This window comes from Pseudomonas reinekei (genome assembly GCF_001945365.1).
GTDB classification, from domain to species: domain Bacteria; phylum Pseudomonadota; class Gammaproteobacteria; order Pseudomonadales; family Pseudomonadaceae; genus Aquipseudomonas; species Aquipseudomonas reinekei.
Map to the genome: position 1 here is coordinate 32,875 of NZ_MSTQ01000011.1, position 15,451 is coordinate 48,325.

Genomic DNA, 15,451 nt, shown 5'->3' on the forward strand with positions numbered 1-15,451 from the left:
GATTTTCACATGCAACTGATCCTTCTGGAAAAAGTCACCAACCTGGGCAACCTGGGTGACAAAGTGAACGTTAAGGCTGGTTACGGTCGTAACTACCTGCTGCCTTACGGCAAAGCTACCGCTGCGACCCCAGCCAACCTGGCTGCGTTCGAAGAGCGTCGTGCCGAGCTGGAAAAAGCAGCAGCAGATCGTAAATCGTCGGCTGAAAGCCGCGCTGCCCAACTGGCAGAGCTGGAAGTGACCATCACTGCCACCGCTGGCGACGAAGGCAAGCTGTTCGGTTCGATCGGTACTCACGACATCGCTGACGCACTGACCGCCTCCGGCGTTGAAGTGCAGAAGAGCGAAGTTCGTCTGCCGAACGGCACCATCCGCAACGTAGGCGAATTCGACGTAGCCGTGCACCTGCACGCCGAAGTTGAAGCCACCGTACGCGTTGTCGTGGTAGCAGCTTAAGCAGCACTTGTCGGCTGGCACCCTCGGGTGCTTGCCGGTAACATCGGGCACGATCCTGTTTACAGGTCGTGCCCTTTGTCTTTCTGGTAACTCCTGTTTTTCAATCCCTGTTTTTCTGAACAACCAAGTGGCCATGAACGAAATTTCCGCTCCTGAGCAATACGATCTGCAAACCGCCGCGCTGAAGGTGCCGCCGCATTCCATCGAAGCCGAACAGGCTGTTCTCGGTGGTCTGATGCTGGACAACAACGCCTGGGAGCGCGTGCTCGATCAAGTCTCCGACGGCGATTTCTATCGACATGACCACCGTCTGATTTTCCGTGCGATCGCCAAACTGGCCGATCAGAACATGCCGATCGACGTCGTGACCCTGTCCGAGCAACTGGATAAGGAAGGTCAGACGTCGCAAGTCGGCGGCCTCGGCTACCTCGGGGAGCTGGCGAAAAACACGCCATCGGTCGCCAACATCAAGGCTTATGCGCAAATCGTTCGCGAGCGGGCGACATTGCGCCAGTTGATCGGTATCAGCACCGAAATCGCCGACAGTGCGTTCAATCCGGAAGGCCGTACAGCCGCCGAGATTCTTGACGAGGCTGAGCGCCAGATTTTCCAGATCGCCGAGGCCCGGCCAAAAACCGGTGGCCCGGTGGGTGTGAATGATCTGCTGACCAAAGCCATCGACCGTATCGACACACTGTTCAACACCGACAATGCCATTACCGGCCTGTCCACGGGCTATACCGACCTCGACGAGAAGACCAGCGGCTTGCAGCCGGCTGACCTGATCATCGTCGCCGGCCGTCCGTCCATGGGTAAAACCACCTTTGCGATGAACCTGGTGGAAAACGCCGTGTTGCGCAGCGAGAAGGCTGTTCTGGTTTACTCGCTGGAGATGCCAGGCGAATCGCTGATCATGCGTATGCTGTCGTCCCTCGGTCGTATCGATCAGACCAAGGTCCGTTCCGGTCAGCTTGAAGACGACGACTGGCCGCGCCTGACCTCGGCGGTCAACCTGCTCAACGACCGCAAGCTGTTCATCGACGATACCGCCGGCATCAGTCCGTCGGAAATGCGCGCCCGAACCCGTCGTCTGGTGCGTGAGCACGGCGAAGTCGGCCTGATCATGATCGACTACCTGCAGTTGATGCAGATCCCGGGTTCCAGCGGTGACAACCGGACCAACGAGATTTCCGAGATCTCCCGATCCCTGAAAGCCCTTGCCAAGGAATTCAACTGCCCGGTGGTGGCGTTGTCCCAGCTCAACCGTTCCCTGGAACAACGTCCCAATAAGCGCCCGGTGAACTCTGACTTGCGGGAATCCGGAGCGATCGAGCAGGACGCCGACGTGATCATGTTCGTGTACCGCGACGAGGTGTATCACCCGGAAACCGAGCACAAAGGCATTGCCGAAATCATCATCGGCAAGCAGCGGAACGGCCCGATCGGCTTTATCCGTCTGGCCTTTATCGGTAAGTACACGCGATTCGAAAACCTGGCGCCGGGTAGCTATAACTTCGACGACGACGAATAATTTAGCGTCCTGATGGGCCCTATCGCTGGCTTGCCAGCGATAGGGCTACCGCAATTTCCGACCATGGCCGTCGGAATTGGTCAAAATTTGTGCTATATTCCGCGCCCGCGAAATTCAATGAAAGCCAACACCGGTTATCGACATGCAAGCAGCCAAGCCGTTATTTGACTATCCAAAGTACTGGGCCGAATGTTTCGGGCCAGCGCCATTCCTGCCAATGAGCAGGGAGGAGATGGATCAGCTTGGCTGGGATTCCTGCGACATCATCATCGTCACCGGTGATGCCTACGTCGACCACCCGTCGTTTGGCATGGCAATCATCGGCCGGCTGCTGGAGTCTCAGGGCTTCCGCGTCGGGATCATTGCCCAGCCGAACTGGCAGTCCAAAGATGACTTCATGAAGCTCGGCGAGCCGAACCTGTTCTTCGGTGTCGCGGCCGGCAACATGGACTCGATGATCAACCGCTACACCGCCGACAAGAAAATCCGTTCCGACGACGCCTACACCCCGGGTGGCCTGGCGGGTAAGCGTCCGGACCGCGCAAGCCTGGTCTACAGCCAGCGCTGCAAGGAAGCGTACAAAAACGTGCCAATCGTTCTCGGTGGCATCGAAGCCTCCCTGCGCCGCATCGCTCACTACGATTACTGGCAGGACCGGGTTCGCAACTCGATCCTGATTGACGCCTGCGCTGACATCCTGCTCTACGGCAACGCCGAGCGTGCGATCGTCGAAGTTGCCCAGCGTCTGTCCTACGGTCACAAGATCGAAGACATCACTGACGTGCGCGGCACTGCGTTCATACGTCGTGACACGCCGAAAGACTGGTACGAAGTCGATTCCACGCGCATCGACCGTCCGGGCAAGATCGACAAGATCATCAACCCGTACGTGAACACCCAGGACACCCAGGCCTGCGCCATCGAGCAGGAAAAGGGGCCGGTTGAGGATCCGCAGGAAGCCAAGGTCGTGCAGATCCTGGCAAGTCCCAAGATGACCCGCGACAAGACCGTGATTCGTCTGCCGTCGGTGGAAAAGGTCCGTAACGACGCGGTGCTCTACGCACACGCCAACCGCGTGCTTCACCTGGAAACCAACCCGGGCAACGCTCGCGCCTTGGTCCAGAAGCATGGCGAAGTCGATGTCTGGTTCAACCCGCCGCCGATTCCGATGACCACCGAAGAAATGGACTACGTGTTCGGCATGCCTTACGCGCGCATTCCGCACCCGGCGTATGGCAAGGAGAAAATCCCGGCCTACGACATGATCCGTTTCTCGGTGAACATCATGCGTGGCTGCTTCGGTGGCTGCACCTTCTGCTCGATTACCGAGCACGAAGGCCGGATCATCCAGAACCGTTCCGAAGAGTCGATCATTCGCGAAATCGAAGAAATTCGCGACAAGGTCCCGGGTTTTACCGGTGTGATCTCCGACCTCGGCGGCCCGACCGCGAATATGTACCGCATTGCGTGCAAGAGCCCGGAAATCGAATCCGCGTGCCGCAAGCCGTCGTGCGTATTCCCTGGCATCTGCCCCAACCTGAACACCGACCACTCGTCGTTGATCCAGCTGTATCGCAGCGCTCGCGCCTTGCCGGGTGTGAAGAAGATCCTTATCGCTTCCGGCCTGCGCTACGACCTCGCGGTCGAGTCGCCGGAATATGTCAAAGAACTGGTGACCCACCACGTGGGTGGTTACCTGAAGATCGCCCCGGAACATACCGAGGAAGGTCCGCTCAACCAGATGATGAAACCGGGCATCGGCAGCTATGACAAGTTCAAGCGCATGTTCGAGAAGTATTCCAAGGAAGCGGGCAAGGAGCAGTACCTGATTCCTTACTTCATCGCCGCCCACCCGGGCACCACCGATGAAGACATGATGAACCTGGCTCTGTGGCTCAAGGGCAACGGTTTCCGTGCCGACCAGGTGCAGGCGTTCTACCCGTCGCCGATGGCCACCGCCACCGCGATGTACCACTCCGGCAAAAACCCGCTGCGCAAAGTCACGTACAAGTCTGATGCGGTGACCATCGTCAAGAGCGAAGAGCAGCGTCGTCTGCACAAGGCGTTCTTGCGTTATCACGACCCGAAAGGCTGGCCGATGCTGCGTGAAGCGCTGACCCGCATGGGCCGCGCCGATCTGATCGGGCCGGGCAAGAACCAGTTGATCCCGCTGCACCAGCCGTCCACCGACAGCTACCAGAGTGCTCGTCGCAAGAACTCGACGCCGGCTGGCAGCCACAAGGTTGCAGGGGAAAAGACTACCAAGATCCTGACCCAGCACACCGGCCTGCCACCACGCGCCAGCGATGGCGGTAACCCGTGGGACAAGCGTGAGCAGGCCAAGGCTGCGGCGTTTGCCCGCAACCAGCAGGCGGCCAAGGAGCGCAAGGACGCGGCCAAAGGCAAGGGGCCAAAGCCCACGCGCAAGCCGGTCGTACCGCGCTAAGCTGCGCTTGAGCTGAACAGAACGCCAACCTTCGGGTTGGCGTTCTGCATTTCAGGGGCGGCGAATTCCATTTGTGGCGAGGGTGGCGCCACATTTACGTGCAATCGATTCAAACCATTTTCCCGCTTCGCCCGATTTTGGTGCTGTACTGCCTCAAGCAATCGGGGAAAGCGCCAGCGCTGCTGGATGGCATAAGTCTTGCGCGCTTTCCAATACGCTTAGGGCTCGCAGGAGGCACGCCGTGTCGATTCATGTCGCATTGCACCACGTCACGCATTACCGCTATGACCGCGCCGTTGAGCTCGGTCCGCAGATCGTTCGTCTGCGCCCGGCCGCCCACAGCCGCACGCGGATTCTGTCTTATGCGCTGAAAATCTCGCCCGAGCAGCATTTCATCAACTGGCAACAAGACCCGCAGGGTAATTACCTGGCGCGGTTGGTGTTCCCGGAAAAAACCGATGAGCTGCGGATCGAAGTCGATTTGCTGGCCGAAATGGCCGTCTTCAATCCCTTCGACTTTTTTCTCGAACCCTACGCCGAAAAAATCCCGTTCACTTACGCCGCCGATGAGCGCAAGGAGTTGGCCCCTTACCTGGAAACGTTGCCCCTGACGCCCAGGTTCCAGGCTTACCTGGATGCCATCGACCGCACGCCACTGCCCGCCGTGGATTTCCTCGTTGCGCTCAATCAGCGCCTGAGTGAAGACATCGATTATCTGATCCGCATGGAACCGGGCGTGCAAACACCTGAGTTCACCCTCGAACAACGTTCCGGTTCGTGTCGCGATTCCGCGTGGTTGCTGGTGCAACTGCTGCGTCACCTCGGGCTGGCAGCTCGTTTTGTTTCCGGTTACCTGATCCAGTTGACCGCTGACGTGAAAAGCCTTGACGGTCCTTCTGGCACCGACGTCGATTTCACCGACTTGCACGCCTGGTGCGAGGTGTACTTGCCCGGTGCCGGCTGGATCGGCCTGGACGCCACCTCAGGGCTGTTCGCCGGCGAAGGGCATATTCCGTTGGCCTGTAGTCCCGATCCGTCCTCTGCGGCACCGATTACGGGGTTGGTGGAACCATGCGAGTGCGAATTCAGCCACGAGATGTCGGTTGAGCGGATTTGGGAGGCGCCCCGCGTCACCAAGCCCTACACCGATGATCAATGGCTGGCGATTCAGGCGTTGGGTCGGCAAATCGATGCTGACCTGCTGGAAGGCGATGTGCGCTTGACCATGGGCGGTGAGCCGACCTTCGTGTCCATCGATGACCCGGATGGTGCCGAGTGGAATACAGCGGCACTGGGGCCGGATAAACGACGTCTGTCCGCCGAGCTGTTCCAGCGCATGAGGAAGCGCTACGCGCCGCAAGGCCTGGTGCATTTCGGCCAGGGCAAGTGGTACCCCGGCGAGCAGTTGCCGCGTTGGTCGCTCAATGCCTACTGGCGCCGTGACGGGGTGCCGATCTGGAACAACAGCGCACTGATTGCCGACGAGCAGCAGGACTATGGCGCGACCGGCGAATTGGCCGGGCGTTTCCTGGCGAGTGTCGCCGAGCGGCTGAAGATTCCCACGCGCTTTGTGTTTCCAGCCTACGAGGACAACTTCTATTACCTCTGGCGCGAAGGCTCGTTGCCGCTGAACGTCAGCGCTGAAGATTCGCGCCTTGAGGAGCCTCTGGAGCGTGCACGTCTGCGCAAGGTCTTCAGCCAGGGGCTGGACAAAATTATTGGCCAGGTCCTGCCGCTGGCACGCACCGCCAAGGGCGATCAGTGGCAGAGCGGTCGCTGGTATTTGCGCGATGAACATTGCCGTCTGGTGCCGGGGGATTCGCCACTGGGCTATCGCTTGCCGCTGGGTTCGCAGCCCTGGGTGAAAGCGGCGGAATATCCGTTTATTCATCCACAAGATCCGAATCAGGAGTTTCCACCGCTCCCCGACACCGCCCAATCGCAACGTCAGGGTACGGCGGCGCTGATTGAGGATCGAGTCCCGAAAATTGATGAGTCCGCCGACTGGCTGACCCGCACAGCGTTTTGCGCCGAGGCGCGTGAAGGCCGGTTGTATCTGTTCATGCCGCCACTGGAGCGGGTCGAGGATTATCTGGAGCTGGTGGCTGCGATTGAAGCCACGGCAGAAGAGTTGCGTTGTCCGGTGCTGCTGGAAGGGTATGAACCGCCAAGCGATCCACGGTTGAGCAACTTCCGTATCACGCCTGATCCGGGCGTGATCGAGGTCAACGTTCAGCCGTCCGCAACCTGGGACGAATTGGTCGAACGCACCGAGTTTCTCTATGAAGAAGCGCGCCAGACCCGACTGACCACCGAGAAATTCCTGATCGATGGTCGACACACTGGAACCGGCGGCGGTAACCATTTCGTACTGGGTGGCGCGACACCGGCTGACTCACCGTTTCTGCGGCGTCCGGATTTGCTGCGCAGCCTGATCAGTTACTGGCATAACCATCCTTCGCTGTCCTACCTGTTTTCCGGGCTGTTCATCGGCCCGACGTCCCAGGCGCCGCGCGTCGACGAAGCGCGAAACGATGCCTTGTATGAACTGGAAATTGCCTTTGCACAGATGCCTGCTCCGGGCGAAGCGTGTGCGCCGTGGCTGGTCGACCGGTTGCTGAGAAACCTGCTGATCGATGTCACTGGCAACACCCACCGCGCCGAATTCTGTATCGACAAGCTCTACTCGCCGGACGGCGCGACGGGACGCCTTGGTTTACTTGAACTGCGCGCCTTTGAAATGCCGCCGCATGCGCGCATGAGCCTGGCTCAGCAGCTGTTGCTGCGGGCGCTGGTCGCACGGTTCTGGCGTGAGCCGTACGCGCCGCCAAAACTGGCGCGCTGGGGCACGGAGCTGCACGACCGGTTCCTGTTGCCGCACTTTATCGAACAGGATTTTGCCGACGTCATCGTCGATCTCAACGCTGCCGGTTACCCGGTGCGGGCCGAATGGTTTGCGGCGCATCTGGAGTTTCGTTTTCCCAAGGTCGGCGATTACGCCGTCAGCGGCATTGCGCTGGAGCTGCGTCAGGCACTCGAGCCTTGGCACGTATTGGGTGAAGAGGGCGCGGTCGGTGGCACGGTGCGGTATGTGGATTCGTCTCTGGAGCGCTTGCAGGTCAAGCTCAGCGGTTTGCCGCCACAGCGTTATCTGCTGACCTGCAATGGCATTCCGGTGCCGTTGCAGCCGACCGGGCGTGTAGGAGAGTTCGTTGCAGGCGTGCGTTTTCGTGCGTGGCAACCGACCAACTGCCTGCAACCGACCATCCCGGTCCACGCACCGCTGGTGTTCGACCTGCTCGACACGTGGATGGGGCGTTCACTGGGCGGCTGCCAGTATCACGTGGCGCATCCCGGGGGCCGCAACTACGAGACCTTGCCGGTGAACGCCAATGAAGCCGAGAGCCGTCGTATGGCGCGTTTCTTCCGGATCGGACACACGCCTGGGAAACTTCCTATCCCGATTCTGGAAATTAACGACGAGCTGCCGATGACTCTCGATTTACGACGTTTCTAAACCGTACGCGACGCTCGGATTTTTCGTCTATCCGGGCGTCATGAGCCTGCGTTAGTCTGACCGTTCATTGCTGTCTGCCGAGCTTTCCATGCCTGACCTGCTAGACCGCTACCCGCTCACGGCGGGCACCTATCACGAACTGCTCGACGACAGCGGGGCCGTGCGCCCGCATTGGCGTCGATTGTTCGACCAATTGCAGCGCAGTTCGCCGGCGCAACTGGTGCAGCGTCAGGCCTTGTTGACCCGGCAGATTCAGGAAAACGGTGTCACCTACAACGTCTACGCCGACCCCAAGGGCGCCGATCGGCCGTGGGAGCTGGATCTGCTGCCCCACGTCATTGCCGCTGACGAGTGGGAACAGTTGTCTGCCGGCATTGCCCAACGTGCGCGGTTGCTCAATGCGGTGCTGGCTGACCTCTATGGCCCGCAACGCCTGATCGCCGAAGGCCTGTTGCCGGCCGAACTGGTGTTTGGCCACAACAACTTCCTTTGGCCCTGTCAGGGTATCAACCCGCCTGACGGCGCTTTTCTGCATCTGTATGCCGTGGATCTGGCGCGTACCCCCGATGGGCGTTGGTGGGTCACGGCTGACCGCACTCAAGCGCCATCGGGTGCCGGTTATGCACTGGAAAACCGCACCATCGTGTCGCGGGCCTTTCCCGAGTTGTACCGCGATCTGAAAGTGCAGCATCTGGCCGGCTTCTTCCGCACGCTGCAGGAAACCCTGGCGCGCCAGGCGCCGAGCGATGACGACGCGCCGCTGGTGGTGTTGTTGACACCGGGGCGTTTCAACGAAAGCTATTTCGAGCATCTGTACCTGGCGCGTCAGCTCGGTTATCCGTTGGTGGAGGGTGGCGACCTGACGGTGCGCGATGCCACGGTCTACCTGAAAACCCTCAGCGGCCTGCGCCGGGTTCATGCGGTCATGCGCCGGCTCGACGACGATTTCTGCGACCCGCTGGAGCTGCGTACCGATTCGGCCCTTGGCGTGCCGGGCCTGTTGGACGCCGTGCGGCAGGGGCGAGTGCTGGTGGCCAATGCCCTTGGCAGCGGTGTGCTGGAGTCGCCGGGGCTGCTGGGCTTCCTGCCGAAGATCAATCAATTCCTGTTTGGCGAAGAACTGATCCTGCCGTCCATTGCGACCTGGTGGTGCGGCGAAGCGCCAGTGTTGGCCCAGGCCCTGGAAAAATTGCCGGAACTGCTCATCAAGCCGGCGTTTCCGTCGCAGAGTTTTGCCCCGGTTTTTGGCCGGGACTTGAGTGAAAAACAGCGTCATGAACTCGCCGAGCGCATGCAGGCACGGCCTTATGCCTATGTCGCGCAAGAGTTGGCGCAATTGTCCCAGGCGCCGATCTGGCAAGCCGAGGACGGCGTGCTGCAACCTCGGGCCATCGGCATGCGGGTGTATGCGGTGGTCAGCCGCGAAGGCTATCGGGTGCTTCCCGGCGGATTGACCCGCGTGGCCGCCGAAGCCGATGCCGAAGTCGTGTCGATGCAGCGCGGCGGCGCCAGCAAGGATACCTGGGTGCTGGGTGACCGTCCGCCCAGCGGCGAACAATGGAAAGCCCAGCGCAACATCGGCGTGCACGATCTGGTGCGGCGCGACCCGTATCTGCCGTCGCGAGTAGTGGAGAACCTGTTCTGGTTCGGGCGTTACTGTGAGCGCTGCGACGACAGCGCCCGGTTGCTGCGGATCATGCTGGCGCGTTACGTTGACGGCGATGACCCGCAGGCGCTGCAAGCGGCGGTCGAGCTGGGCGAACGGTTGATGCTGTTGCCCGACGAAGGCGAGCTGCCAGAGCGCTTGCTGGCGGCGATCCTTGGTGATGACTGGCCGTTCAGCCTGCGCTCCAACCTGCAACGCTTGCAATGGGCGGCGTCGCAGGTGCGGGGCAAACTTTCACGGGAGAACTGGCAAGCGTTGGTGGAATTGCAGCGCGAGGCCATCGAGCTGGAAACCGATGAGCCGGATTTCGGCGAGTTGCTCGATTTTCTCAACCGTCTGGTGATGTCCCTGGCGGCACTGTCCGGTTTTGCCCTCGACGACATGACCCGGGACGAAGGCTGGCGTTTCCTGATGATCGGCCGGCGTATCGAACGTCTGCAATTTCTCAGTGGCAGCCTGGCGGCCTTTCTGCGTGGCGCCGGGGCGTTCGACCAGGCGGGATTGGAGTGGCTGCTGGAGCTCGGCAACAGTAGCATCACCTACCGCTCGCGATATCTGGCGGTGGCGCAATTGATCCCGGTGCTCGACCTGTTGTTGCTCGACGAACAGAACCCGCACGCGGTGCTGTTCCAGTTGAAGCTGGTGACCCGCACCCTCAAACGTCTGAACGACGATTTTGGCGCGCCGCGCGAGGCAGGGCTGCCGTTGCTGGTCGAACGACTGGCGCGTTTTGATCTGGGCTGCCTGGAGAATCCGCTGTTCGGCGAAAGCAGCGTACGCGCGGCCCTCGATGGGTTGGCTGATCTGCTGCAAGCGATCGCCGACGCCAGCGGGCAGGTCTCGGATCGCCTGGCCTTGCGCCATTTCGCGCATGTCGATGATGTCAGCCAGCGCACGGTGTCTGTCTGATGAGCGCCCATTACCAGATTTTCCACGACACCCACTATCACTACGACAGCCCGGTGTCCCTGGCTCAGCAGCTGGCGCACCTGTGGCCGCGTCCTTGTGCCTGGCAGCGTTGCACCGATCAGCAGTTGCAGATCAGCCCTGACCCCACCTCGCGTCGTGATGAGCTGGACGTGTTCGGCAATCCGTTGACCCGGCTGGCGTTTGAGCGTCCCCATGATGAACTGCTGGTCAACGCCAGCCTCACGATCGAAGTACTGCCCCGGCCGGTACTGGATTTCAATCGTTGCCCCGCGTGGGAAGACACCCGCAGTGCGCTGACCTACAGCAGCCAGCCGCTGTCGCCTGAACTGCTTGAGGCCTGCCGTTACCGCTTCGAATCACCCTATGTGCATTTGAAGCGCAACTTCGTCGAATTTTCCGCGAGTTGCTTCCCGCAAGGGCGGCCGCTGTTGCTTGGGGTTCAGGCCCTGATGGAGAAAATCTTCAGCGAGTTCACCTTCGATGCCGAAGCGACCCAGGTGGCGACGCCGTTGGTGGAGGTGCTGGAGCGTCGGCGTGGGGTCTGTCAGGACTTCGCTCATTTGATGCTCGCTTGCATGCGTTCCCGGGGGCTGGCTGCTCGATACGTCAGCGGCTATCTGCTGACCCAGCCACCACCGGGCCAGCCACGGCTGATCGGCGCCGATGCGTCCCATGCGTGGGTGTCGGTGTATTGCCCGGTGCTGGGTTGGGTTGATTTCGATCCAACCAACAATGTGCAGCCGGCGCTTGAGCACATCACGCTGGCCTGGGGGCGGGATTTTTCCGATGTGTCGCCGTTACGCGGGGTAATTCTGGGCGGCGGCCATCATGATCCGGAAGTCAGCGTCACCGTGATGCCCTTGGAGTAATGAAGATCGACTGGAGGCGCGAGCTGTTCGCGATAGCGGACGGTCAGTCATGGAAATGTTGACTGTCCCACCGTCTTCGCGAGCAGGCTTGCTCCCACAGAGAACTGTATTTTCATTCGAGATTTGAGTTTTTTCAGCTTGGCCTGTGAGGGTCAGCAGCAACGCTGCCAACCCTGGACACAGATCCGGTGGGCCTGATCAGATCATCCGGCCCGGAGGGTTTCAGGCGTCGGGCGCCTGATCTTTCGGTGCATCAACATCATCTTCTGCTGCCACTTCACCATCAGGGTTCAGTGCTGCTTCTTCAGCTGTAGCTTTCTTGCGCTGAAGTTTTTCCTCTTTCTTCTGCTCCTTTGCCAAGTCACGCTGACGTTTGGCGAAGGAATAATTGGGTTTAGCCATGGGCGATCCTCTGGGGTCGAAGGTGAGGTTGAGCGGCGCGTATTCTGCCCTGTATCGGTGCCAAGTCGTTAGTCGGGTTTTTGCTCGACCCACTTGGGCAATACGCTCGGCTGCCAGCTATCTAGCGCGTCGAGCAGCGTTTGCGGCGATTCGCTCACCTGCAGCATGTCACGGTGCGGCGCGCGAACGAAGCCTTCGCCGACGATGTGATCAAGAAAACCGGTGAGTTTGCTGTAGAAACCGTTCACTTCCAGCAAACCGAGCGGTTTGCCGTGGTAGCCGAGCTGGCCCCAGGTCCAGACTTCGAACAGCTCTTCCAGGGTGCCGAGGCCGCCGGGGAGGGCAATGAAGGCGTCGCTGAGTTCGGCCATCCGCGCCTTGCGCGCATGCATACCGTCGACCACTTCCAGGCGGGTCAGGCCTTTATGGCCGATTTCTTTATCCATGAGGTTTTGCGGGATGATGCCCACCACATCACCGCCGGCTGCCAGCGCGGCATCGGCCACAATGCCCATCAAGCCCACGGCACCGCCGCCATAGACCAGGGTCAGCTTGCGCTCGGCCAGGGCTTGGCCCAAGGCCACAGCCGCTTCACGATAAGCCGGATGGGTGCCGGTGCTGGCGCCACAAAAAACACATACGGATGTTAAAGACATGCCTTGCTCCATGGTCGATCAGGGCCACAGAGTAAAGGCAGGTGCTCGGCGCTCCAAGAGCTAAACTTCCCGCTTGGGCGTTTCATAAGTGCCGCTGGCGCCACAGGCATAGGCGGCGAGCAAGCTGCACAACAGGCTATTGATGGACATGACAGACGCTCCGTTGATTGAGGACGGTCTGATCATAGGGCCGGTCCAGACGCTTGGCCGGTAGATTGTTTCCATCGATGTCATAGCCTGAAAGTTGTATACAATTTTTGATTCAAGTCATATGAACTTGCGAAGTTTTCAGGCAGTCTTCTGTCCATTCGCATTTTTCGTTAACCCTGCCTTGGAGATTCACCATGTTTGCCAAACTTGTTGCGGTATCCCTGTTGACGCTGGCCAGCAGCCAATTGATGGCTGCCGAGTGCAAAGTCACCGTTGACTCCACTGACCAAATGTCCTTCAACACCAAGGCCATTGAGATCGACAAGAGCTGCAAGACTTTCACCGTCGAACTGACCCATTCCGGCAACCTGCCGAAGAATGTGATGGGCCATAACTGGGTACTGAGTAAAGAAGCCGACATGCAGCCGATCGCCACCGATGGCCTGAGCGCCGGCATCGACAAGCAATACCTGAAAGAAGGTGATACCCGTGTGATCGCGCACACCAAAGTGATCGGTGCCAAGGAAACCGACTCGGTGACCTTCGATGTGTCGAAGCTGGACGCCAACGAGAAATACGGTTTCTTCTGCTCGTTCCCGGGGCACATTTCGATGATGAAAGGCACGGTTACGCTGAAGTAAGCCGAAATACTGCGTCATCGTTCATCGCTGGCAAGCCCGCGATGACGCCGGTAAATCGACGCATGCTCCGGCCAAAGAAAAACCCGCTGAAGCTCAACGCTTCAGCGGGCTTTTTCATTCAGTCACGCCTCAAGGCGCAAACGGCATCACACGCTTGTGATGGGTCTTGTTGTACGTGTTGACGATGATATTGAACGCTTCTTCGCGCACCGGCTGACCGTGCAGGAACGCATCGATCTCGGCATAGGTGACGCCGTGGGAGGCCTCGTCCGGCTTGCCGGGTGACAGGTCTTCAAGGTCGGCGGTCGGGACCTTTTCCACCAGTGACTCCGGGGCGCCGAAACTGCGGGCAATCGCCCGGACCTGGTTTTTCACCAGCCCGCTCAACGGTGCGAGGTCGCAAGCACCATCACCGAACTTGGTGAAGAAGCCCATGACCGCTTCCGCTGCGTGGTCGGTGCCGATCACCAGGCCGTGGGCCGCACCGGCGATGGTGTACTGGGCGACCATGCGCATGCGGGCCTTGGTGTTGCCGAGCACGAAGTCCACCGACACCGCGTGCTTGCCTTCGAACGCCGCCACTTCATTGGCCAGGGATTTGACCGCCGGACCGATGTTCACGGTGTGGCGCTCGTCCGGCTTGATGAAGTCCACCGAGGCCTGGGCATCGTGTTCATCGAATTGGGTTTCGTACGGCAGTCGCACGGCAATGAACTTGTAGCCGCCGTCACCGGTGCGCTGGCGCAGTTCGCGCATGGCGCGCTGGGCCAGCAGGCCGGCGGTCAGCGAATCGACGCCGCCACTGATGCCCAATACCAGCGTCTTGAGCCCGGAATTGATCAGGCAATCCTGAATGAAGGTAATGCGCCGGGCGACTTCTGCCTCGAGGGCGGCGTCATCGGCGAACGGCGGTTGAACCTTGAGCTGCTCAGCAATCTCACGCTGTACGGCTTGCATGAATTCACTCCTTGCTAGATAGACTGGATGAGGCAGGAACCTGGAAAACGTGTCGCAAATAGGCGACGAAATTCGGGTCTTTACAGTGAGTCTTGCCTGGCTCGTCGGAGATCTTTGCCACCGGCTGGCCGTTGCAGGCGGTCATTTTAAGCACGATGCTCATCGGTTCGACACCGGGAATGTCACACGTCAGATGGGTGCCGATGCCGAAGCTGACATTGATCCGGCCGCGCAGTGCCCGGAATATCTCCAGGGCCTTGGGCAGTGTCAGGCTGTCGGAGAAGGTCAGCGTCTTGCTCATCGGGTCGATGCCAAGCGTGTGATAGTGGGCGATGGCTTTTTCCGCCCAAACCACCGGATCACCCGAGTCGTGGCGCAAGCCGTCGAAGAGCTTGGCGAAGAACAGGTCGAAATCACCGAGGAAAGCATCCATGGTGATGCAGTCGGTCAGCGCGATCCCCAGCAGGCCCCGGTACTCGCGGACCCAGCAATCAAGGGCGGCAATCTGGCTGTCGATCAACCGTGGCCCGAGTTGCTGGTGCGCCATGATCCATTCGTGGGCCATGGTGCCTAGAGGCTTCATGTCCAGTTCGCGGGACAGGTGCACGTTGCTGGTGCCGACGAAACGACCGGGGAAGTCGTGCTTGAGCACATTGACCACTTCTTCCTGCACACGATACGAGAAGCGTCGACGCGTACCGAAATCGGCGACCTGCAGCTCTGACAGCTCGTCGCTGCCGGCGTTGGCGGTCAGCCAGTCGAATTTGCGATAGAGCTGCTCGCGGGCCTGTTCGAGGACGATTTCACGGTAGCGAAAGCGGTTGCGCACTTCGCTGACGATTGCCAGCAAAGGGACTTCGAACAAAATCACGTGCAACCACGGGCCACGCAGGCGGATGAACAGTTCGCCATTCTCGATGCCGGTGTGGACGTAGCGCAGGTTAAACCGAAACAGCCCGAGAAAGCGCAGGAAGTCCGGCTTCAGGAAGCTGATGCGCTCGAGAAAGCCCAACTGATCGGCGCTCAGGCTCATTTCCGACAAGCGCTCGATCTGGTAACGAATCTCCGCCAGGTACGGACGTAAATCCTCACTGTTACGGCAACGAAACTCCCATTCCACTTCCACGTTCGGGTAGTTGTGCAGCACCGCCTGCATCATCGTCAGTTTGTAGAAGTCGGTGTCGAGCAGGTTCTGCACGATGCGATCGGCAAACACACTCTCGCTCATAA

Annotated in this window: 11 protein-coding genes; 7 read left to right on the forward strand and 4 right to left on the reverse strand. The window is 60.0% G+C overall.

What is annotated here, in order from left to right:
* Window positions 1–9 precede the first annotated feature (9 nt).
* The 6 genes from rplI to BVK86_RS18395 all read left to right on the forward strand — a co-directional run bounded on the left by rplI (window position 10) and on the right by BVK86_RS18395 (window position 11,415).
* Complete coding sequence (gene rplI / locus BVK86_RS18370) at window positions 10–456, forward strand: 50S ribosomal protein L9 (protein ID WP_034149636.1); 447 nt, start codon at window positions 10–12, stop codon at window positions 454–456.
* Window positions 457–589: 133 nt separating this feature from the next.
* The gene (gene dnaB, locus BVK86_RS18375) at window positions 590–1,987 is read left to right on the forward strand and encodes a replicative DNA helicase (RefSeq protein WP_008058980.1); all 1,398 of its coding nucleotides are present in this window, start codon (window positions 590–592) and stop codon (window positions 1,985–1,987) included.
* A 142-nt stretch (window positions 1,988–2,129) separates the two neighbouring features.
* Complete coding sequence (locus BVK86_RS18380) at window positions 2,130–4,433, forward strand: YgiQ family radical SAM protein (protein ID WP_075947753.1); 2,304 nt, start codon at window positions 2,130–2,132, stop codon at window positions 4,431–4,433.
* A 241-nt stretch (window positions 4,434–4,674) separates the two neighbouring features.
* Window positions 4,675–7,950 (forward strand): transglutaminase family protein, encoded by a 3,276-nt coding sequence (locus BVK86_RS18385; protein WP_075947754.1) that lies wholly within the window; start codon window positions 4,675–4,677, stop codon window positions 7,948–7,950.
* Window positions 7,951–8,038: 88 nt separating this feature from the next.
* Entirely contained in the window at window positions 8,039–10,525 is a 2,487-nt protein-coding gene (locus BVK86_RS18390) for a circularly permuted type 2 ATP-grasp protein (protein WP_075947755.1), read from the forward strand.
* Window positions 10,525–11,415 (forward strand): transglutaminase family protein, encoded by an 891-nt coding sequence (locus tag BVK86_RS18395; RefSeq protein WP_075947756.1) that lies wholly within the window; start codon window positions 10,525–10,527, stop codon window positions 11,413–11,415. Before BVK86_RS18390 ends, BVK86_RS18395 begins: the two co-directional genes overlap by 1 nt.
* Window positions 11,416–11,637: 222 nt before the next feature.
* On the opposite strand, the gene BVK86_RS18400 is transcribed toward BVK86_RS18395, so the two are convergent.
* Both BVK86_RS18400 and BVK86_RS18405 read right to left on the reverse strand, forming a co-directional pair.
* Window positions 11,638–11,817 carry a hypothetical protein gene (locus BVK86_RS18400; RefSeq protein WP_034149642.1) on the reverse strand — a complete coding sequence of 60 codons (180 nt, stop codon included), beginning with the start codon at window positions 11,815–11,817 and terminating at the stop codon, window positions 11,638–11,640.
* Between the two features lie 68 nt (window positions 11,818–11,885).
* Window positions 11,886–12,473: an LOG family protein gene (locus BVK86_RS18405; RefSeq protein ID WP_075947757.1), complete on the reverse strand. Its 588-nt coding sequence runs from the start codon at window positions 12,471–12,473 to the stop codon at window positions 11,886–11,888.
* Window positions 12,474–12,817: 344 nt separating this feature from the next.
* Between BVK86_RS18405 and azu the strand changes: the two genes are divergently transcribed.
* Window positions 12,818–13,264: an azurin gene (gene azu / locus BVK86_RS18410; protein WP_075947758.1), complete on the forward strand. Its 447-nt coding sequence runs from the start codon at window positions 12,818–12,820 to the stop codon at window positions 13,262–13,264.
* Between the two features lie 129 nt (window positions 13,265–13,393).
* Here azu and nadE read toward each other — a convergent pair whose 3' ends face one another.
* Window positions 13,394–14,221 (reverse strand): ammonia-dependent NAD(+) synthetase, encoded by an 828-nt coding sequence (gene nadE / locus BVK86_RS18415; RefSeq protein WP_075947759.1) that lies wholly within the window; start codon window positions 14,219–14,221, stop codon window positions 13,394–13,396.
* A 4-nt stretch (window positions 14,222–14,225) separates the two neighbouring features.
* Window positions 14,226–15,449, reverse strand: a complete 1,224-nt coding sequence (pncB, locus tag BVK86_RS18420) for a nicotinate phosphoribosyltransferase (RefSeq protein WP_075947760.1) — start codon at window positions 15,447–15,449, stop codon at window positions 14,226–14,228.
* Window positions 15,450–15,451 lie beyond the last annotated feature (2 nt).

Excerpts from the sequence above, each read along its gene's own strand:
- BVK86_RS18390 (WP_075947755.1), top strand. The coding sequence starts at position 8,039 with ATGCCTGACCTGCTAGACCGCTACCCGCTCACGGCGGGCACCTATCAC.
- azu (WP_075947758.1), top strand. The coding sequence starts at position 12,818 with ATGTTTGCCAAACTTGTTGCGGTATCCCTGTTGACGCTGGCCAGCAGC.
- BVK86_RS18405 (WP_075947757.1), bottom strand. The coding sequence starts at position 12,473 with ATGTCTTTAACATCCGTATGTGTTTTTTGTGGCGCCAGCACCGGCACC.
- pncB (WP_075947760.1), bottom strand. The coding sequence starts at position 15,449 with ATGAGCGAGAGTGTGTTTGCCGATCGCATCGTGCAGAACCTGCTCGAC.
- rplI (WP_034149636.1), top strand. The coding sequence starts at position 10 with ATGCAACTGATCCTTCTGGAAAAAGTCACCAACCTGGGCAACCTGGGT.
- BVK86_RS18400 (WP_034149642.1), bottom strand. The coding sequence starts at position 11,817 with ATGGCTAAACCCAATTATTCCTTCGCCAAACGTCAGCGTGACTTGGCA.
- BVK86_RS18395 (WP_075947756.1), top strand. The coding sequence starts at position 10,525 with ATGAGCGCCCATTACCAGATTTTCCACGACACCCACTATCACTACGAC.
- BVK86_RS18380 (WP_075947753.1), top strand. The coding sequence starts at position 2,130 with ATGCAAGCAGCCAAGCCGTTATTTGACTATCCAAAGTACTGGGCCGAA.
- dnaB (WP_008058980.1), top strand. The coding sequence starts at position 590 with ATGAACGAAATTTCCGCTCCTGAGCAATACGATCTGCAAACCGCCGCG.
- nadE (WP_075947759.1), bottom strand. The coding sequence starts at position 14,221 with ATGCAAGCCGTACAGCGTGAGATTGCTGAGCAGCTCAAGGTTCAACCG.